We start from the raw sequence: 19,291 nt of genomic DNA on the forward strand, positions 1-19,291 counted from the left end.
CTTCGCGGCGTGTCTGTGGCCGGCCTCTAGCCGGCGCGGAGGTCTTTAGTAAGGTTCGAAACGCGATTTCGGAAGTGCTCGCCGGCCGGCCGCCGCAAATGGCTGACCGGCATCGGCTGCAGGGGTGGCGGCCGGCCGCCTCCGGTCACGGCCGCCAGAACGGCTTGTCGGCCTCCGCGCGGACGGCACGGCGGTCGAGGCCGGCGTCGCGAAGCTGGTCGTCCCGCAGGCCGGCGAGTTCGCGGCGCGCCCGGTGGCGCCGGATCCAGGTCCGCACCACGGACGGATCGAGACCGAAGATCCGCCAGCGGTCGGAGGCAGGTGGCGACTGGGGTAGGGACGTGACGGCGGGCATGATCAGCGGTCCGAAGCGGGGAGGGGAAAGCGATCCGGCCGGGATTGCCCGGGCAGGATTGAACCGATACGAACCTCGGTTCAATGTGTTTATTGGCCTCGGATCAATTTGGCGTATGACCGATTATCGGAGCGTCGCCGACGCGGTCGCGGCTGAGATCGCCAGCGGGCAGATCAAGCCGGGCCATCGCCTGCCGCCGCAGCGCGCCTTCGCCTACGAGCGCGGCATCGCGGTCTCGACGGCGAGCCGCGTCTACGCCGAGCTGGCCCGGCGTGGCCTCACCCTCGGCGAGGTCGGGCGCGGCACCTACGTCCGCTCGGACCTGAGCGCTCCGGTCCGGATGCAGCCGGAGCCGGCCCCGGGCGCGGTCGACCTCCAGCGTACCCATTCCAACCTGCCGGAACAGGACGTCGTGCTGACCGAGGGGCTGGCCGCCCTCTCGCGGGCCGGCGCCACGGGCGCGGCCCTGAACCAGTACGGACCGGCGGGCACGCCCCGGGCGCGGGCCGTCGCCGCCCGCTTCCTCGCACGCGGCGATTTCGCCCCCGATCCCGACGGCGTCCTGTTCACCGGGAACGGGCGGCAGGGCTTGGCCGCGGTCCTGGCGGCGCTGGCGCGGCCCGGGGACCGCATCGGCTGCGAGCCGCTGACCTATCCGGTGGTGAAGGGCATCGCCGCCCGCCTCGGGATCGCCCTCGTCCCGCTCGCCCTCGACGCGGAGGGCATCCGGCCCGACGCGATCCTGCAGGCGCATCGTGCCGCCCCCTTGAGCGGCCTCTACCTCCAGCCGACCCTGCAGAACCCCCTGGGCCTCACCATGGGGCCGCATCGCCGGTCCGAGATCGCGGCGGTGCTGGCCCAGACAGGCCTCGTCGCGATCGAGGACGCGGTCTACAGCTTCCTGTCGGATGCGGTGCCGCTGGCGGCCCGGGCGCCGGGCCGGACGATCGTGATCGACAGCCTGTCGAAGCGCGTCATGCCGGGGCTGACGGTCGGCCTGATTGCGTCGCCGCCCGATTGGACCGACCGCCTCTCGGCCTCCGTCCGCCAGGGCGGATGGGCCGCGACCGGGTTTCCGCTCGCCGCCGGAACGCACTGGATGGGCGACGGCTCCGCCGCGCGGCTCGCCGTGGTCAAGCGCGCGGATGCGGTCGCGCGGCAGAACCTGGCCCGCGACTGCCTGGGCGACCTGTCGATCGGCGGCGACCCCTGCGCCTATCATCTCTGGCTCGACCTGCCCGAGACCTGGCGCGCCGAGGCCTACGCGGCGGCGGCCCTGCGGCAGGGCATCGCCATCACGCCGGCCTCGGCCTTCGCCATCGTCCCGGGGCATGCCCCGAACGCCGTGAGGCTCGCGCTCGCCGCGCCGCCGCGCGACGACCTGCGCCGAGCCCTCACGGCGCTGCGCCGCCTGGTCGATGCGCGCGACGACCAGATGATCGACGAGATCGGATAGCCTGGACCCGGCGCCGCGCGGCCCGTACGGCCTTGTCGCCACCGCATGGGGCGCCCATCATCGCGCCGGAACCACGCCCCGACGGCGCCAGGAGCCGACCTTTGAGCCTTCGACCCGAACTCCTGATGCTGAAGCCGATGCTCGCGAGCGTCGGCGAGGCGTTGACGCCCGCCTTCGACCTGCATCGGCTCGACGCCGCGACCGACCGCGACGCGTTCCTCGCCGAGGTCGGCCCGCGCATCCGCGGCCTCGCGGTCAACGCCCAGGCCGTGGTCGACGGGCCGCTGCTGGACCGGCTGCCCAACCTGGAGATCGTCGCCAATTTCGGGGTCGGCTACGACACCATCGATGCGGCCGAGGCCGGGCGGCGCGGCGTCGTCGTCACCAACACGCCGGACGTGCTCACCGACGAGGTCGCGGACCTGGCGATCGGCCTGCTGCTCGCCACGGTGCGGCAGATCCCGCAGGCGGACCGGTATCTGCGCGCCGGGCGCTGGCCGGAGAAGCCGTTCCCGCTCACGGCGTCGCTGCGCGGGCGCCGGGTCGGCATCCTCGGGCTCGGGCGGATCGGGCGGGCGATCGCGAGGCGGCTCGAAGGCTTCGGCGTCGCGGTCGCCTATCACGGGCGGCGCCCGCAAGGCGACGTGCCCTACGCCTATCATCCGACCCTGGTCGGGCTGGCGCAGGCCGTCCACGTGCTGATGGTGGTGGCGCCGGGCGGCGCCGGCACGGACGGCCTGGTCGATGCCGCGGTGCTCGCCGCCCTCGGGCCGGAGGGCATCCTGATCAACGTCGCCCGCGGCAGCGTGGTGGACGAGGCGGCGCTGGTCGCGGCGCTGGAGGCCGGCACGATCCACGCGGCCGGCCTCGACGTCTTCGCCGCCGAGCCGCACGTGCCGGAGCGGCTCGTCGCCCTCGACCGGGTGGTGCTGCTGCCGCATGTCGGATCGGGCACGCACGAGACCCGCGCCGCCATGGGGCAACTCGTCGTCGACAATCTGATCTCGTGGTTCGAGGGCCGCGGGCCGCTCACGCCGGTGGCGGAGACGCCCTGGCCGGCGGCGGGCGCCCGGGCATGAATCCGGCCCGGAACACCGTCTGCCTGCGGCTGGCCGCCGGGGCCTGGCTCGCGCTGGTCGGCGCGGCCGCCGGGCAGGATGCTCCCGCCCCGTCCGCTCCTCCGGCCGTGCCTGCATCCGAGCCTCCGGCCGCGCCCGCACCCTTCGCGATCACCCTGCCCGAGGGGCGCGGCGGCGTGCCCGGCACCTGGGACCTCTCGCGCGACGGCACCAACCGGCGCTGCGTGATGACGCTGGCCTCCGAATCCGGCGAGGCCGGGCAGAAGGTGTACTTCCCGGCCGGGTGCCGGCGGTCGGTGCCGGTGGTGGGCGCGGTCGCCGGCTGGCTCTTCGCCGACGGCGTCGTCCGCCTCGTCGACCGCAACGTCCGCCCGGTGCTGGCCTTCGCCAAGCGGCCCGACCAGCGCAGCTACGTCGCCACCGCCGAGGCGGGCGAGAGCTACAGCCTGGTGCCCCTCGAGATCGCGGCGATGCGCGCGTCGAGCCCCCTCGACCCGACGGCAATCGCCGCGGCGCCGCCCGAGGCCGCGCCCGATCCGGTGCCGGCGCAAGCTCCGCGGTCGGCCCCGGGGCCCGGGGCGCCGGCGGGGATCTACGCGCTCGACCGCCTGCTCAACCGCGACGTCTGCCGCCTCGATCTCGGCGACGGGCCGGGTGCGCCGGTGCGCCTCCTCCCGGGCTGCCGCGACAGCGGGATCGAAGTGTTCGATCCGGCGACGTGGCGCACGAGCGAAGGCCGCATGACCCTGGTGGCCAAGCGCGGGCACGTGGTGAACCTCGTGCCCGCCGGCGACGGAACCTGGCGGCGCGACCCGGAGACCGGCGTCGCCTTCGTGCTCCGCCGGGTCGCGCCCTGAGGCTGGCCGCCGCGGGGCTCGTCCGCTGCTCGCGACGGGCCCTTACTTGGCAGCGTCCGCCTTGCCGGCATCGTCCTTCGGCTTCTCCTTGCCGAGGTAGATGTATTCCGGCGCCGCGCGGAGCTGGTCCTTGTCGGTGTTGATCATCGCCCGCAGCGCCTTGCCGTCGACGCGCTGCAGATGCATCGCGCTCGGGTCGACCGCGACGTACTTGGTGCCGATCCCGAGGAAGCCGCCGACGCCGACGACCCAGGCCTTCACCTTGCCGTCGAAGCCGATCACCACGTCGGCGATCTCGCCGATGGTCTCGTTGGCGCCGTTGATGATGGTCTGGCCGACGAGCTTCGAGCTGACCATGTCGTCGGGCGACTGCGCGACGAAGGTCGGCCGCAGGTTGTCGGTGAAGGTCGCGGGCTGCCCCGGCACCGCCTCGACCGGCTTCATCGGCGCCGCCGACGCGTCGGGCTTCACCGGATCGGGCTTCACCGGATCGGGCTTGACGACGTCGGGCTTGACGACGTCGGGCTTGGGCGCATCCGGCGAGGCCGTCGCCGGCTTCTCGGGCGGCACGGCCTGGGTGCCCGGCGCGGCCGTGGTCGGGGACGACGTCTGCGCGAGCGCGAGGCTCGGTCCCAGGGCGGTCGTGCCCAGGGTGAGGAGGACCGTTCCGGCAATCAGGCTGCGCATCGCGTCTCGTCTTTCCATCGTCGCCCCGAGCCCGATCCGGCCCGGGGTCTACAGTGAAGCTCCCCCGCAAAAGGCCCGCCGCATCAGAAGGTTCCACCGTGCCCGCGTGGTGCGCCGGCTCCGGAAAACGCGCGGGGCCCGCCCTGGACCTCGCGGCCGCGTGCGCCATCTGGTCGTGGGCCGAGCCCGCGACCGCTCCGGAGGCCGTACCCGCCCATGACCCTGCTCCGCCGCGAAGCCCTCACCCTCCTCGGTGCGGCCATGGGTGCCGCCGCCGGCAGCGCCCACGCCCTCGATGCCGGGACGCGCGCCACCACCTTCGCCTTCGACGGGCCGGAGGGCGGGGCGATGCCGCTCTCGGCCTATGCCGGGCGGCCGATCCTGGTGGTCAATACCGCCACCGCCTGCGGCTATGCCGGGCAGCTTACCGGGCTTCAGACGCTGTGGACGCGCTTCCAGGAACGCGGGCTGACGGTGATCGGCGTGCCCTCGCCCGATTTCGGCAACCAGGAGCCCCTCGACGGCGCCGCCATCGCCGAGGCCGCCCGCAAGAACCACGGCGTCACCTTCCCGCTCACCGCCAAGACGCGGGTGAAGATGCCGGGCGCCCACCCGTTCTACCAATGGGCGGCGCTGGAGAAGCCCGGCGAGACGCCGCGCTGGAACTTCCACAAGTACCTCGTGGCCCGCGACGGAACGCTGGCCGCCGCCTTCGCGACCCAGGTCGAGCCGACCGACCCGCGGGTGATCAGCGCGATCGCCGCGGCGCTCGACAAGGCTTGAGCGTCACGGCCTGAGGCTCACGCCGCCGGCGCCTTCTCCCGGTCGGCCCCGCGCGACACCTTCAGCAGCGCGTCGAGCTCGCGTCCTGCCGCCTCGATGCGCGCGGCCACGGTCGCGTCGGCGACGACGCCGTCCGCGATCTCGTCGCCGCCGGCATAGACCGAGGTCGGCGCGATGTGCGCGGAGAAGAACCCGAACAGCGGCCGGAGCGAGTGCTCGACCACCAGCGCATGGCGCAGGCCGCCCCCCGTGGCGGCGAGCGCCACCGGCATGCCGACGAGGGCCTCGGCGTCGACGAAATCGAACACGTGCTTGAACAGGCCGGAATAGGCGCCCTTGTAGACCGGCGTCCCGACGATCAGCGCGTCGGCCCCCTCGATCGCCGCGACCAGCGCCTCGGCCGCCGGCGGGAGGCCGTCGCGCGTGAGCGCGCCGAGGCCCGGCCCGGCATCGATCAGGTCGATCACGCTCAGGTCGATGCGGCGACGGCGGCCGAGCTGCGCGCCGATCGCCTCGACGAGCGTGCGGGTGCGCGAGGGCCGGTTGATGCTCGCCGAGAACGCGACGACACGGGGCAGGGGCACGGATGGAACCTCGGGACTCGCCGGAGCGCCCCGGCCCGTGGAGGCCGGCGGCGCGATCGGTCCGTTGTGACCGGTCCGGCGACGCTTGGGAACCACCGCGGGCCGCGACTCCGGCACCGTGTCAGGGCCTGTCCGTCCGCTCCCTGGGGGCCCCGACGGAAGACCCGAGGTCATGGCGTCGGTCCTTCGAGCGCGGGGGACGATCCGGCGGAGCGCCGGATCGAAGGCTGAGGACGGCGCCCACGAGACCGGGACCGGTCGGCCCGCGCTTCGGGCCGAAGCCGCGCAGCCGCCGGAACCGGACCGCGCAGGCGGGCGAGCCGGTGCGCAGGGCGACGACCGCCTCGATGCGGTCGACATCCGATAAGGATCGCGACGTCGACCAGCGCCGGCCGCCACAGCCGCGGCGCGACCGCCCACGCGATGCCGAGCGTGCCCGCTCGGGCGGAGAACGGCTCCGGTCCGCCCGCCGCACGCTCCTCGACCCGTGCCATCGGGGCGGTTCGTAGCGGGACGCCGAAGGCGACGTGCTTCGCGATCGTCGTCACCGCGAGCGCCGCCGGCGTCGAGACCGGAACCAGCGGCATCGTTCCCCCGAGCGTAGCCCCAGGCCGGAAGCGTTGCACGCGCCGGTTGGCATCTCCTGAACCGGCGCGGGCGCGCGGGCGGCGTTCCGTTCCGCAAATGCGAAAGCTTGACAGGCGGGGCGAAGTCCTCGCGATGGTGCCTCCCCGAAGCGTCGGAGACCGGTCCGCCCATGAACTCGCTCGTCCCGCGCCTGAACGGCTACGCGCCCTACGCCCTGTCGCTGCTGCGCGCGGTGACCGGCCTCGTGTTCCTGCAGCACGGCACGCAGAAGTTGCTCGGGCTTCCGCCGCGGACGATGCCGGCGCCCGAGCTGCTCTCGCTCGCCGGTGCCGCGGGCCTGCTCGAGCTGGTCGGCGGCACGCTGATCGTCCTCGGGCTGTTCACCCGGCCGGTCGCGGTCCTGCTGTCGGGCCAGATGGCGGTGGGCTACTTCCTCGTCCACGCGCCGAAATCGCCGTTTCCGGCGGTGAACGGGGGCGATGCCGCGATCCTGTTCTGCTTCGTGTTCCTTTACCTCGTCTTCGCGGGCGCCGGCCCCTTGAGCGTGGACGCCGCCCGCGCCGGCCGCCGCTACTGAGCGAGGCCGTCGACCGGGTCGGCATCGATCCGCACCCGCAGGATCGCGTAGGGCGGCTCCTGCAGGTCGCGGCCGTGGTTGTACTCGGGCCGGCGGTTCACCTGGGCGGCCGAGATGTAGAGCCAGCGGTCGGCGGTGATCCAGAACGTGTCCGCCCAGATCAGCCGCGGATCGGAGGCGATCACGGTGATCGTCCCGTCGGGGTCGCGCCGCCCAACGGCGTTCTGCTCCTGCAGGCTGAGATAGACCCGGTCCTTGGAATCGGTGGTGAGGCCGCCGGTCATCCCCTTCTCGCCGAGGTCCTTCACGGTCGCGGCCACCTCGGCATCCGAAACCTTCGGGTCGAGCAGGCCCGCCGTCTCGACCGAATACAGCCGGCGCGCCATCAGCGGCGCGTAGTACAGGCGGCTGCCGTCGGGGCCGAGCGCGATGCCGTTGGCGCCGCCCTTCGGGTGCTGCGGCGGGCCGTCGCCCTTGGTCTGCATCACCGGGCGCTCCTCGACGAACTTCACCACCCCCTTCTGCGACTTGGTGCTGGCATGCTCAGCCAGCCGCCGCGCCACCTGGCCGGTGGAGAGGTCGACGGCGAGGATCGCCCCGTCCTCCCCCTGGCCCTGGTCGGTGATGTAGGCGCGCTGGCGCCCAGGCCTGATCTCGACGCGCAGGTCGTTCAGCGACGAGGTCGGCACGATGCCGGCCTCGAGCGGGATCATGCGGACGATGCGGTTCGTCGCCAGGTCCATCTGGACGAGCTTCGCCCCGCCCGGCACCGGCGCGCCCTTGCCCTCGGGCAGGCCGGAATCGAGCAGCCACAGGCTGTCGTCGGGGGCGAAGACGCCGTTCGGAACGTGGAAGAACGTCGCCTGCGGCCGGCCCGCGTCGGGGGTGTTGGTGGCCTGGTCGGGATAGGGCTTCACCGAGCCGTCGGGCAGCACCTCGCCGACGGTGACCGTCTCCTTGCCGGTGAAGCGCGGCATCATCACGAAGACGCGGCCCCCGTGCGAGATCGCCAGGCCCGTCGGCGTCGAGGGCGCGTGCGCGGCGAGCGCCAGCTCCATCCGCGGCGCGGTCCGGCTCGCCACCGCGGTGCCGCCCGGCGCGGGCGAGCCCGTCTCGGCCGCGGCCGCGGGCAGGGCGAGGGCGGCGAGGCCGCCGGCGAGGAGGTGGCGTCGGACGAGGGGCATGGAGCTTACCGTTTCAGCCGCGAGGCGCGACGCGCAGGTCGATGGCGAGGATGGCGTGGCCGGCGGCGACGAACAGCCGCCGCCCGTCCGATCCGCCGAAGGCGAGGTTCGCGGCCGGCGTCGGCGTGGCGATGCGGCCGAGCGGCGTGCCGTCGGGAGCGAAGATGCGGATGCCGTCGCCGCAGGCGGCGTAGACCCGCCCGGCGCCGTCAACCTTCAGGCCGTCGGGCACGCCGGCCTCGATCGGCGCGAAGGTCCGCGGCGGCCCGAGCCGGCCGTCCGCGCCGACGGAGAACGCCATCACGGCCCGGCCGGCCTCGGGGTTGAGCGACGCGCCGGATTCGCTGACGTAGAGGGTGCGCCCGTCGGGTGCGAAGGCGAGGCCGTTCGGCTGGTCGAGGGCGTCGGTCATCGCCTCGACCTTGGCCGCCGGCGTGCCCGGCGCGGTGACCCGGTAGACGCGGCGCGCACCCTGCTCGGGCTCGGCCAGGATGCCCTCCTCGGGCTGGGTGATGCCGAAGACCGGGTCGGTGAACCACACCGCCCCGTCGGCGGCGACCACCGCGTCGTTGGGGGAATTCAGCGTCCTCCCGGCGAACGCGTCCGCCAGCACGATCTTCGTCCCGTCCGGCTCGCGCCGCACCACCCGCCGGGTGCGGTGCTCGCAGGTAATCAGGCGCCCCTGCCCGTCGAGCGTGTTGCCGTTGCCGTTCTCGGAGGGGTCGAACAGGGTTTTCACCGACCGGTCGTCGGCGAGCACGCGGATGCGGTTGGTCTTGGTGTCGCTGAACACCAGCCCGCCGAGCCCGGGTGCCCAGCACGGCCCCTCGCACCAGCGCCCGTCGTCGAACAGCGTCCGGATCGGGGCGGCGGGATCGATCAGGGCGTCGAGCCGCGGATCGTCGACCCGCACCACCGCGCCCGCTGCCCGCACCGTCGAGGCCGCGAGCAGGCCGAGGCCGGCCGCGAGGACGACGCGTCTGTGAAGGTTCGGCATGGCATTCCAAGGACCCGAGCCCATCACCCGGGACCGGGTGAACGCCCAAGGCCCGCAAGCGATCCCGGATCCGATCCGCGCCCGCATCCGGGACCGACGCGTGCCGCGCGGACCTTCGGAATGCGTGGGGATCCTCGGGCTGGCGGTCGTGCGCATTCGGCATGGCCGACGGGCGAGAACCGCTGGCCTATCCGACTATCCTCCCATAAGCACCTCCGCGCGGGCGGGTGACGGAATGGATTCCTGTGGCGAATCGGTCCCACCCCGCTCGCCTCCGTGAAGGCCGCGAAGGCCGCGGACGGCCGCGGAGCACGACCGCGCCGCGCATGGATCGAGATCGAACGGGCGGGACGCACATGGCCCTCGAAGGATCCCACCCGCATCCGCCGATCGGGAGCGGCCTTCTGCGGCCCCGGGTCGTGGCCGTCGCGGTGCAGAAGGGCGGCACCGGCAAGACGACGCTCGCAGCCTCGTTGGCCGTCGCCGCGGCGGAGGCGGGCGAGCGCGTGATCGCCCTCGACCTCGATCCGCAGGGCTCTCTCGCGTCCTGGGGGGCGATGCGCGCGACGGGCTCGGTCGCGGTCGACCGCATCCAGCCCTGGGAGATCGGGTTGCTCGACGACGTCCTCGTTCAAGCCGCCGACGACGGCGCGACGCTCGCCGTGGTCGATACCGCGGGCGCCATGGCCGGGGTCGCCCACGCCTTGCGGATCGCCGACCTGGTCTTGATGCCGGTGCGTCCCTCCCGCCTCGATCTCATCGCGGCCGGGCCTACGCTGCAGGCCCTGGTCGGCCTGGGGATGCGGCGGAAGCTGGCCTTCGTGCTGAACCAATGCCCGCCGCCGCCATCGCCGCGGACGGAGGCCTATGCCGTGCAGATGCGGACGCTCGGCGTGCTCGCCGAGCCGAGCATCATCCAGCGGGTCGACCACCAGGATGCCCTGGCCATGGGCCTCGGCGTCACCGAGCGCGCCCCGGGGGGCCAAGCCGCCGCCGAGATCCGCGCGCTCTGGGCGTGGATCGACGCGAAGATGGGGCATCCGGTGCCGGCAGCCTGACCCCGTGCCCTGCCGTGCGCGCGGGGGTCAGCCCCGTCCGAGCGCCGACAGGATGCGCGCCCACGAGCGCGTGCCCTTGTGGAAGCTGCGCAGGTCGTACTTCTCGTTCGGCGAGTGGATGCGGTCGTCGTCGAGGCCGAAGCCGATCAGCAGGGTGTTGCGGTCGAGCAGGCGCTTGAAGTCGCCGACGATCGGGATCGAGCCGCCGGCGCCCACCGTCACCGCGGGCACGCCCCACTCGTCGGCGAGCGCGGCGCGGGCGGTCTCGAGCTCCGGCATGTCGAAGGGCAGGCTGATCGCGCGCGAGCCCTTGTAGCAGATCACGTTCACCGAGCAGTCGGCCGGGATGCGCTCGCGCACGAAGGCCTCGAAGGTCTCCGCGAGCGTCTGCGGGTCCTGGTCGTCCACGAGGCGGAACGAGACCTTGGCGCTTGCCTTGCCGGCGATCACCGTCTTGGTGCCCTCGCCGGTGTAGCCGCCGATGATGCCGTTGACGTCGCAGGCCGGCCGGGACTGCACCAGCTCGATCAGCAGCCGGCCGCGCTCGCCGGCCGGCTCCGACAGGCCGATCGGGCCGAGGAACTTCTCGGGGGTGAAGTCGAGGCCGCGCCACTGCTCCAGCACCTCGGGCGGGCGCTCGTGCACCCCGTCGTAGAAGCCCGGCAGGGTCACCCGGCCGTCGGAATCGTGCAGGTCGGCGAGGATGCGCGACAACACGTGGATCGGGTTGCGCGCCGCGCCGCCGAAGAAGCCCGAATGCAGGTCGCGGTCGGCGCAGGTCACCTCGACCTCGAAGTACGCGAGCCCGCGCAGGGACGAGGTGATCGCCGGCGTCGTCGGGTTCCACATGGAGGTGTCGCAGACCAGCACGACGTCGGCACCGAGCCGGTCCTTGTTCTGCGCCACCCATTCGGGCAGCCCCTGCGAGCCGTTCTCCTCGGCGCCCTCGATCAGGATCGTGACCGCGCAGGGCAGCTCGGCGTTCATCGCCAGATGCGCCCGGCAGGCCTCGACGAAGGTCATCACCTGGCCCTTGTCGTCGGAGGCGCCGCGGGCGACGATGGTCTTGTTGCCCTTGGCGTCGGTGGCGATCCGCGGCTCGAACGGCGGCGTCTCCCACAAGGCCAGCGGATCGACCGGCTGCACGTCGTAGTGCCCGTAGAACAGCACGTGCGGCGCCCCCGGCTTCGGCTTGTGCGCCAGCACGACCGGATGGAGCGAGGTCTCTTCCACCGAGGTCTCGAACCCGAGCGCCGCCAGGTCCGCGGCGAGCCAGGCCGCCGCCTCGCGGCACGGGCCGGCATAGGCCGGATCGGTGGAGATCGACGGGATCCGCAGGAAGGCGAACAGGCGCTCCAGGGCGTTGTCGAGATCCTTGTCGATGTCGTTGAGGACGGAATCGAGGGCGGCCATCGGGGCTCCTGGGACGGTTCGGCTGTCCGGCCCAGGGTTAGCCGAGGCGTGCGCAAACGGAAACCGTTTCGCCCGCAGCGCGATCGCCCGCCCCGGGGAACAGCCGCAGATTGGAACCGTTATCGGGAGGAACGGCGGCCGTCGCGCAGCCTGGCCGGACGCAAGTCCTGCGACACGTCCCGCGACCCGTCGCGAGACCGGGCGGTGCCCGACGTCGGTCGCCCTCCCCCGCGCGGTTCGTGCGGAAACCCCTTTTTCTTGGAACGCCCCATGCTCATCGAAAGCGGCTCGCCCGTCGCGGCGGACAACCGGATCGGCATCCGCCTCACCATCAACGGCCAGCCGCGCGAGCTTCAGGTCGCGCCCTGGACCACCCTGCTCGACCTGCTGCGCGAGCACCTCGACCTCACCGGCACCAAGAAGGGCTGCGACCACGGCCAGTGCGGCGCCTGCACGGTGCTGGTCGACGGCACGCGGGTGAATTCCTGCCTGGCGCTGGCGGTGATGAAGGACGGGGCCGAGATCACCACCGTCGAGGGCCTCGCCGGCATCGCCAACGCGGGCGCCGGCTCGAACGGGCTCCACCCGATCCAGGAGGCCTTCATCGAGCACGACGCGTTCCAGTGCGGCTACTGCACGCCCGGCCAGCTCTGCTCCTCGGTCGGCCTGATGAACGAAGGCCACGCCCACTCGCGCGACGAGATCCGCGAGGCGATGAGCGGCAACATCTGCCGCTGCGGCGCCTACACCAACATCGTCGACGCGATCGAGGACGTGATGCAGGGGGAAGCCCGATGAACCGCTTCGACTACGTCCGCGCCGACACCGTGGCCGAGGCGGTCCAGGCCTTCGCCGCCGCGCCCGGGGCCCGCTTCATCGCGGGCGGCACCAACCTGATCGACCTGATGAAGTACGACGTCGAGCGGCCCGGCCGCCTCGTCGACATCACCCGCCTGCCGCTCGGCGAGATCGTCGAGCACGACGGCGGCCTGCGCCTCGGCGCGCTGGCGACGAACGCCACCGTCGCCTACGACGCGCGCGTCCGCGCCCGCTACCCGCTGCTGTCGAACGCGATCCTGGCCGGCGCTTCGGCGCAGCTGCGCAACGCCGCCTCGACCGGCGGCAACCTGCTCCAGCGCACCCGCTGCTATTATTTCTACGACACGTCCACGCCGTGCAACAAGCGCCAGCCCGGTTCCGGCTGCCAGGCGATCGGCGGCGTCACCCGCATCCACGCGATCTTCGGCACCAGCCCGAGCTGCATCGCGACGCACCCTTCCGACATGTGCGTGGCGCTGGCCGCGCTGGAGGCGGTGGTGCAGGTGAGCGGGCCGGACGGCGACCGGGCGATTCCCTTCTCCGAGTTCCACCGCCTGCCGGGCGACGCCCCGGAGCAGGACACCACGCTGAAGCCCGGCGAGATCGTCGTGGCGGTCGACCTGCCCGAGCGCGATTTCGGCCAGCACGTCACCTACCTGAAGCTGCGCGACCGGCTCTCCTACGCCTTCGCGCTGGTCTCGGTCGCCGCCGCCCTCGAGCTCGACGGCGACACGGTTCGGACCGCCCGCCTCGCGCTCGGCGGCGTCGCCCACAAGCCCTGGCGCAACCGCGAGGCCGAGGCGCTGCTGCAGGGCAAGCCCGCCACCCGCGAGAGCTTCCAGGCGGCGGCCGACCTGATCGTGGCCGAGGCCCAGCCGCAGGCGGGCAACGCCTTCAAGGTCGAGCTGGCGCGGCGCGCCATCGTGCGCGGCCTGGAGCAGGCCGCCGCCGGCACGCCGCAATCGATCACCGACAAGCGCATCCAGTGAGCCCCCGATGACCCAGACCTTCTCCTCCACCGGCCGGGACACGTTCGTCGGCAGCGCCCGCAGTCGCGTCGACGGCCCCGCCAAGGTGACGGGCCTCGCCAAGTACGCGGGCGAGTTCGCCGCCCCCGACCTGCTGCACGGCTACGTGGTGTCGAGCGGCATCGCCAAGGGCCGGATCAGGACCATCGACACCGGCAAGGCCGAAGCCGTGCCCGGCGTCGTCAAGGTGTTGACCCACGAGAACCGCACCCGCACCGCCTGGCTCGACTACAATTACCAGGATCAGGTCGCGCCCCCCGGCTCGCCCTTCCGCGCCCTGTACGACGATAAGATCCACTACAGCGGCCAGCCGATCGCCCTGGTGGTGGCCGAGGATTTCGAGACGGCCCGCCACGCCGCGGCGCTGGTGGCGGTCGACTACGAGGTCGAGGAGCCGCTGACGGATCTCGAAGCCGCCAACGCCTTCGCTTACGAGCCGCCGATGCGGCGCAACGGCATCAAGCCGCCGCCCAAGCCCTGGGGCGACGCGGATGCGGCGTTCGACGCCTCGGCGATCCAGCTCAAGCAGGAGTATCGCCTCGCCACCGAGCATCACAACCCGATGGAGCCCCATGCCTCGACGGTGATCTTCGAGGGCGACGGCAAGTACACGGTTTACGACAAGGTCCAGGGCGTCTCGAACAGCCATGCCTACCTCGCGAAGGTGTTCGGCATCGCCAAGGACGACCTGCGGGTGCTCAACCCCTATCTCGGCGGCGGCTTCGGCTCGGGCCTGCGCCCGCAATACCAGCTCTTCCTGGCGATGCTGGCCGCGCGCGACCTCGAGCGCTCGGTGCGCGTGGTGCTGACCCGCGACCAGATGTGGAGCATCACCTACCGGCCGGAGGCGCTGCAGACCATCAGCCTCGGGGCCGAGCGCGACGGCACGCTCCTGGCGCTGCGCCACGACGCGGTCGGCGCGACCTCGACCTTCGAGGACTACCAGGAGGTGGTCGTGAACTGGTCGGGCGTGATGTACCGCTGCGACAACGTCCTCTTGACCTACAAGATCGCCAAGCTTGACACCTACACACCCGGCGACATGCGCGCGCCCGGCGCCGTCACCGGCGTCTTCGCGATCGAGACCGCGATGGACGAGCTTGCCTACGCGAGCGGCCTCGACCCGATCCAGCTCCGCCTGAAGAACTTCACCGAGGCCGACGCCACCGCCGAGAACAAGCCCTTCGGCTCGAAGGCGCTGAAGAGCTGCTTCTCGGAGGGCGCCGCGCGCTTCGGCTGGGACCGGCGCAACCCGGAGCCGCGCTCGATGCGCGAGGGCCGCGAGCTCGTCGGCTGGGGCATGGCGTCGGGCGTCTGGGAATCGATGATGATGCAGACGAGCGCCCGCGCCATCCTCACCCCCGACGGCAAGCTCGAGGTCGGCAACTCGACCGGCGACATCGGCACCGGCACCTACACGATCCTCACCCAGATCGCCGCCGACACCCTCGGCCTGACGATGGAGGACGTGACGACGAAGCTCGGCGACACCGCGCTGCCCGAGGCGCCGGTGGCGGGCGGCTCCTGGACCGCGGCCTCGTCCGGCACCGCCGTGATGAAGGCCTGCCGCGACGTCGGCGAGCAGGTGTTCAAGCTCGCCCGGCAGATGGAGGATTCGCCGCTGGCCAACGTCGACTTCGAGCGCGTCGCCTTCGCCGACGGGTGCATCGCGGTGGCGGGCGACCCCGCGCGCAGCGTCGCTCTGGTCGACGTGCTGCGGGCTTCCGGCGTCGACAAGGTCGAGGCCACGGCCAACGCCGCCCCCGACAAGGACTTCAACGCCAAGTACGAGGCCTACACCCACTCGGCGATCTTCGTGGAGGTGAAGGTGGACGAGGAGCTGGGCCAGGTCCGCGTCACCCGCGTCATCTCGGCGGTCGCGGCCGGAAAGGTGCTGAATCCCAAGACCGCGCGCAGCCAGATCCTCGGCGGCGTGGTGATGGGCATCGGCTCGGCACTGGAGGAGGAGTCGATGATGGACGACCGCATCGGCCGCTTCATGAACCACAATCTCGGTGAGTATCACGTGCCGGTGAACGCCGACATCCACGACATCGACGTGATCTTCGTCGACGAGGAGGACAAGGCGAACCCGCTCGGCGTGAAGGGGCTCGGCGAGATCGGCATCGTCGGCACCGCGGCGGCGGTGGCCAACGCCGTGTTCCACGCCACCGGCAAGCGCATCCGCAACCTGCCGATCACGGTCGACAAGATCCTGGGCTAGCGGACCCGGCCCGAGCGACGTCCGCTCGGCGACGGTACGGTCGAGACGGCCTCGGCCGCGGCACCCGCCGCGGCCGAGGCCGTTCGCCTGCGAGGAGATCGCGACGGGCCCCGGGCGCCCGTCCGAAGCCGGCGGCCCAGATGCGGGCCGTCGCCGCGGTCCCGAATGTGCTACGGCGCCCGCTCCGAATCCTCGGGCCGTGCGGTCGTCATGAACCTCCTCCTCGTCTTCGTCGGTGCCGGGATCGGCGGCGTGGCGCGCTACGGCGTCAGCACCGCGTCCCTGCGGCTCGGGTCGGGCTTTCCCTACGGCACCATGGCGATCAACATCGTCGGCTCGGTGCTGATGGGCCTGTTCACCGGCTGGTTCGCCCTGCGGGGCGGCGGGCAGCCGCTACGGCTGTTCATCGCCACCGGCGTGCTCGGCGGCTTCACCACCTTCTCGTCCTACTCGCTGGAGGCCGTGATGCTGCTGGAGCGCGGCCAGGCCGGCGCGGCGGCGATCTACATCGTCGGCTCGGTCGTGCTCGGCCTCGCCGGCCTGTTCGCCGGGCTGCTGCTGATGCGCGCGATCCTGTGACGGGCCCGGCGGGATGATGGCCTTGATGCAGTCCTGGCGCTTCTGGGCGCTGCTCTCGGCGGCCTTCGCCGCGCTCACCGCGATCCTGGCCAAGGTCGGCGTCGCCGGCGTGCCGTCGGACGTCGCCACCCTCGTCCGCACGGTGGTGATCCTCGGCCTCACGGCGGCGATCGTGGCCGTCACCGGCCAGGCGGCCGACCTCGCGCGGATCCCGGGGCGGAGCGCGGTCTTCCTCGTCCTGTCGGGGCTCGCCACCGGCGCCTCGTGGCTCTGCTACTTCCGCGCCCTGTTCCTGGGCGATGCCGCCCGCGTCGCGCCGATCGACAAGCTCAGCGTCGTGCTGGTGGCGATCTTCGGCGTGGTCCTGCTCGGCGAGACGCTGAGCCCGACCAACTGGCTCGGCGTGGCGCTGATTGCCGCCGGCGCCGTGCTGGTCGCGATCGGTGCATGACGGCCGCGGCGTACCATGGAATCGTTTCAACTATAAACTTCGATATCGCACGACGAAGATTGAAATTACAACGTTTCCAATATTGTCGACGTCGCTTGATTGTCGATTTCCATCCCTGCTAGACCACTTTTCGGCGATGTACTTCCGCCTTGCTCTCAAGGTGGCGTGCTCGCCGAGCGCTGGAGGCCGGAATGGGACGGGTGATGGAGCTGATCGATGCCTGCGTGACGGTGGCGTGGTGGGACGGCTCGTGCCTCGGCCTGCGCCTGCACCGCCTGCCGGACCTGATCGACCACGTCGCGGCGGGCCCGCATCCGAAGCGGGCGCGCCGCCTCGGAGGCCGCCGATGATCGCCGAATCGAATCGGTGCCGCTGCGACGAGACCCGCGGGCAGGCGGCGGTCGAGCAGGCGCTGACGCGGGCGTTCTGGCACGCCCTCGATGGTCAGGGCCTGTCGGTGATGGCCGCCCTCGAAGCCGCGTCGCGCACCATCGGCGTGCTCTACGGCCAGATCGCCGCGGCGCACGGCGCCGGCACGACCTGCACCTGCGGCTGGGTGCCCGACCCGGACACCGACCTGATCGTGCTGGAAGCGCATCTCGCCGCCGCCCTGCTTCAGCCGCGTGCGCCGGACCTCGCCCGGATGGAGGCCGCCGGCAGCGCCTGACGGCCCGACCCGCCCCGGCGCACGGCGCCCGCTGGCCTTCCCCCGGGGAAGCCGGGCGGGCGGACGTTACGGTTCGCTTAACCCACCCGCGCGATCATCGCCCCCTGACGCGAGGTCGGAGCTCGGGCGATGGATGCATTCTACCACGGCCTCGAAACGTCGCTGCTGGCCTTCGGCTTCGCCCTGAGCGTCGCCGCCTTCGCGCTGCTCGCGAGCCCGCCCGCGCCCGCCGGCACGATCACGCTGCCGATGCTGACCGTCGACGTGCCGCAGAACGCCCGCTGACGCGGCTGCGTCGCGGCTCCTGCGTGACACGACGAAGACGTGGGACAGACGTGGTCATGCGTCCGGGACGGCATGGACATGCCGGATTCAAGGGAGACCATCGCGCAGCCTTGCGCTATCAGCCGGGACAGCCCTGATCGGCCTGCGACTACGCGGCGGTGTCACCGACGGCCCTGAGCGGATACCTTCCGGTCGCGGTCCCGGCGCACGCCTCGCGTCGATCGCCGCACCGCGTCACCGTCGTCATCGAGCAAGCCGGCTGTCCGACATGATCCCTGAGCCCGCCCTGGCAAACTCCTCGCCCCTCGAGCGCGACGCGCACCTCGTCTCGACCGACCACAAGGTCGCGCCGGGAGAGATCGCGGCCGGCGTGGTGATCGGCCGGGCCTCGGAATATTTCGACTTCTTCGTCTACGGCATCGCCTCGGTGCTGGTGTTCCCGAAGGTGTTCTTCTCGTTCGAGCCGGATGCGCTCACGGCCACGCTGTACTCCTTCGCGGTGTTCTCCCTCGCCTTCATCGCCCGGCCGATCGGGTCGGTGATCTTCATGGCCGTCGACCGGCGGCACGGCCGCGGCGTCAAGCTGACGATCGCGCTGTTCATGCTCGGCGGCGCCACCGCGGCGGTGAGCTTCCTGCCGAGCTACGCCAGCATCGGCCACGCCTCGATCTGGCTGCTGGCCGGCCTGCGCATCCTCCAGGGCCTCGCGCTCGGCGGCGCCTGGGACGGGCTCGCCTCGCTCCTGGCGCTGAACGCCCCGCGCGAGCGCCGCGGCTGGTTCGCGATGATCCCCCAGCTCGGCGCGCCCCTCGGCTTCATCGTCGCCAGCGCCCTGTTCTCGTTCTTCCTCGTCAACCTCGATTCGGCCGACTTCCTCGATTGGGGCTGGCGCTTCCCGTTCTACTGCGCCTTCACCATCAACGTCGTGGCGCTGTTCGCCCGCCTGCGGCTGGTGGCGACCGACGAGTTCGTCCGCCTGATGGAGAAGGGCCGGCTCGAGCCGGTGCCGGTGATCGAGGTGGTGCGCCACCATGCGGTGGACGTGTGGATCGGTGCCTTCGTGCCGCTGGCCGCCTTCGCGCTGTTCCACCTCGTGACGATCTTCCCGATCAGCTGGCTGACCCTGTTCACCGATCGCTCGCCCGGCGAGTTCCTGATCGTGCAGTGCTCGGGCGCCATCGTCTGCGCCGGCGCGGTCGCGGCCTCCGGGCTGATCGCCGACCAGATCGGCCGCCGCAACGCGCTGCTGCTCAGCTCCGGCCTGATCGCCGTCTTCGCCCTCGGCAGCATCATCGCGCCCCTGGTGTTCGGCGACAGCGCGATCGGCCAGACCATGTACGTCACCATCGGCTTCATGCTGATGGGCCTCGCCTACGGCCAGACCGCCGGCGCGGTGACGGCGCGGCTCGGCGCACGCTACCGCTACACCGGCGCGGCGCTGACCTCGGATCTGGCGTGGCTGTTCGGCGCAGGCTTCGCCCCGCTGGTCGTCCTCTGGCTCTCGTCCCGCTACGGGCTGTGGATGGTCGGCCTCTACCTGCTCTCGGGTGCGGCGGCATCGCTCCTTGCCCTCACCCTCGACCGTTCCGAGATGCGTCAGATGTAGTCGGGAGGCCCGCG

General features: G+C 72.3%; 21 protein-coding genes. 15 read left to right on the top strand and 6 right to left on the bottom strand.

What is annotated here, in order from left to right; genetic code table 11:
- Positions 1-145 precede the first annotated feature (145 nt).
- On the bottom strand, positions 146-355 hold the full coding sequence (locus MKK70_RS01970; protein WP_243937267.1) for a DUF1127 domain-containing protein: 210 nt from the start codon (positions 353-355) through the stop codon (positions 146-148).
- A gap of 115 nt (positions 356-470) precedes the next feature.
- Between MKK70_RS01970 and MKK70_RS01975 the strand changes: the two genes are divergently transcribed.
- From MKK70_RS01975 to MKK70_RS01985, 3 genes are all read left to right on the top strand, one after another.
- Entirely contained in the window at positions 471-1,811 is a 1,341-nt protein-coding gene (locus MKK70_RS01975) for a PLP-dependent aminotransferase family protein (RefSeq protein ID WP_243945586.1), read from the top strand.
- Between the two features lie 125 nt (positions 1,812-1,936).
- The gene (locus MKK70_RS01980; RefSeq protein WP_243945607.1) at positions 1,937-2,890 is read left to right on the top strand and encodes a 2-hydroxyacid dehydrogenase; all 954 of its coding nucleotides are present in this window, start codon (positions 1,937-1,939) and stop codon (positions 2,888-2,890) included.
- Positions 2,887-3,747, top strand: coding sequence for an AprI/Inh family metalloprotease inhibitor (locus tag MKK70_RS01985; RefSeq protein ID WP_243937772.1), 861 nt, complete (start codon positions 2,887-2,889; stop codon positions 3,745-3,747). The genes MKK70_RS01980 and MKK70_RS01985 overlap by 4 nt, the downstream gene beginning before the upstream one ends.
- 42 nt (positions 3,748-3,789) lie before the next feature.
- Here MKK70_RS01985 and MKK70_RS30965 read toward each other — a convergent pair whose 3' ends face one another.
- Complete coding sequence (locus tag MKK70_RS30965; RefSeq protein WP_409568233.1) at positions 3,790-4,434, bottom strand: PRC-barrel domain-containing protein; 645 nt, start codon at positions 4,432-4,434, stop codon at positions 3,790-3,792.
- A 216-nt stretch (positions 4,435-4,650) separates the two neighbouring features.
- Between MKK70_RS30965 and MKK70_RS01995 the strand changes: the two genes are divergently transcribed.
- Positions 4,651-5,217: a glutathione peroxidase gene (locus tag MKK70_RS01995; protein WP_243945587.1), complete on the top strand. Its 567-nt coding sequence runs from the start codon at positions 4,651-4,653 to the stop codon at positions 5,215-5,217.
- A gap of 17 nt (positions 5,218-5,234) precedes the next feature.
- On the opposite strand, the gene MKK70_RS02000 is transcribed toward MKK70_RS01995, so the two are convergent.
- Complete coding sequence (locus MKK70_RS02000) at positions 5,235-5,801, bottom strand: NAD(P)H-dependent oxidoreductase (RefSeq protein WP_409568234.1); 567 nt, start codon at positions 5,799-5,801, stop codon at positions 5,235-5,237.
- Positions 5,802-6,558: 757 nt separating this feature from the next.
- Here MKK70_RS02000 and MKK70_RS02005 point away from each other — a divergent pair.
- Positions 6,559-6,966, top strand: coding sequence for a DoxX family protein (locus tag MKK70_RS02005; protein ID WP_243945588.1), 408 nt, complete (start codon positions 6,559-6,561; stop codon positions 6,964-6,966).
- On the opposite strand, the gene MKK70_RS02010 is transcribed toward MKK70_RS02005, so the two are convergent.
- The gene (locus MKK70_RS02010; RefSeq protein WP_243945589.1) at positions 6,960-8,150 is read right to left on the bottom strand and encodes an SMP-30/gluconolactonase/LRE family protein; all 1,191 of its coding nucleotides are present in this window, start codon (positions 8,148-8,150) and stop codon (positions 6,960-6,962) included. The genes MKK70_RS02005 and MKK70_RS02010 overlap by 7 nt on opposite strands.
- 13 nt (positions 8,151-8,163) lie before the next feature.
- A complete protein-coding gene (locus tag MKK70_RS02015; protein WP_243945590.1) occupies positions 8,164-9,147 on the bottom strand; it encodes an SMP-30/gluconolactonase/LRE family protein in 984 nt (327 codons plus the stop codon).
- Between the two features lie 356 nt (positions 9,148-9,503).
- Between MKK70_RS02015 and MKK70_RS02020 the strand changes: the two genes are divergently transcribed.
- Entirely contained in the window at positions 9,504-10,205 is a 702-nt protein-coding gene (locus tag MKK70_RS02020) for a ParA family protein (RefSeq protein ID WP_279603476.1), read from the top strand.
- 27 nt (positions 10,206-10,232) lie between these two features.
- On the opposite strand, the gene MKK70_RS02025 is transcribed toward MKK70_RS02020, so the two are convergent.
- Positions 10,233-11,618: a M20/M25/M40 family metallo-hydrolase gene (locus tag MKK70_RS02025; RefSeq protein ID WP_243945591.1), complete on the bottom strand. Its 1,386-nt coding sequence runs from the start codon at positions 11,616-11,618 to the stop codon at positions 10,233-10,235.
- A gap of 270 nt (positions 11,619-11,888) precedes the next feature.
- Between MKK70_RS02025 and MKK70_RS02030 the strand changes: the two genes are divergently transcribed.
- The 9 genes from MKK70_RS02030 to MKK70_RS02070 all read left to right on the top strand — a co-directional run bounded on the left by MKK70_RS02030 (position 11,889) and on the right by MKK70_RS02070 (position 19,277).
- Positions 11,889-12,416 carry a (2Fe-2S)-binding protein gene (locus tag MKK70_RS02030; RefSeq protein WP_147727412.1) on the top strand — a complete coding sequence of 176 codons (528 nt, stop codon included), beginning with the start codon at positions 11,889-11,891 and terminating at the stop codon, positions 12,414-12,416.
- Positions 12,413-13,426 carry a xanthine dehydrogenase family protein subunit M gene (locus MKK70_RS02035; protein WP_147842001.1) on the top strand — a complete coding sequence of 338 codons (1,014 nt, stop codon included), beginning with the start codon at positions 12,413-12,415 and terminating at the stop codon, positions 13,424-13,426. The genes MKK70_RS02030 and MKK70_RS02035 overlap by 4 nt, the downstream gene beginning before the upstream one ends.
- A 7-nt stretch (positions 13,427-13,433) precedes the next feature.
- Positions 13,434-15,689 carry a xanthine dehydrogenase family protein molybdopterin-binding subunit gene (locus tag MKK70_RS02040; RefSeq protein WP_243945592.1) on the top strand — a complete coding sequence of 752 codons (2,256 nt, stop codon included), beginning with the start codon at positions 13,434-13,436 and terminating at the stop codon, positions 15,687-15,689.
- A gap of 210 nt (positions 15,690-15,899) precedes the next feature.
- On the top strand, positions 15,900-16,268 hold the full coding sequence (gene crcB / locus MKK70_RS02045; RefSeq protein ID WP_147841999.1) for a fluoride efflux transporter CrcB: 369 nt from the start codon (positions 15,900-15,902) through the stop codon (positions 16,266-16,268).
- A 13-nt stretch (positions 16,269-16,281) separates the two neighbouring features.
- On the top strand, positions 16,282-16,719 hold the full coding sequence (locus MKK70_RS02050) for an EamA family transporter (RefSeq protein WP_147841998.1): 438 nt from the start codon (positions 16,282-16,284) through the stop codon (positions 16,717-16,719).
- 203 nt (positions 16,720-16,922) lie between these two features.
- Complete coding sequence (locus MKK70_RS02055) at positions 16,923-17,069, top strand: hypothetical protein (RefSeq protein WP_243945593.1); 147 nt, start codon at positions 16,923-16,925, stop codon at positions 17,067-17,069.
- A complete protein-coding gene (locus MKK70_RS02060) occupies positions 17,066-17,386 on the top strand; it encodes a hypothetical protein (protein ID WP_147841997.1) in 321 nt (106 codons plus the stop codon). Before MKK70_RS02055 ends, MKK70_RS02060 begins: the two co-directional genes overlap by 4 nt.
- A gap of 129 nt (positions 17,387-17,515) precedes the next feature.
- Positions 17,516-17,671 (top strand): hypothetical protein, encoded by a 156-nt coding sequence (locus MKK70_RS02065; protein WP_187274828.1) that lies wholly within the window; start codon positions 17,516-17,518, stop codon positions 17,669-17,671.
- Between the two features lie 268 nt (positions 17,672-17,939).
- On the top strand, positions 17,940-19,277 hold the full coding sequence (locus MKK70_RS02070) for an MFS transporter (protein WP_147728166.1): 1,338 nt from the start codon (positions 17,940-17,942) through the stop codon (positions 19,275-19,277).
- Positions 19,278-19,291 lie beyond the last annotated feature (14 nt).

It is taken from the genome of Methylobacterium sp. E-041 (genome assembly GCF_022829665.1).
Lineage (GTDB): Bacteria > Pseudomonadota > Alphaproteobacteria > Rhizobiales > Beijerinckiaceae > Methylobacterium.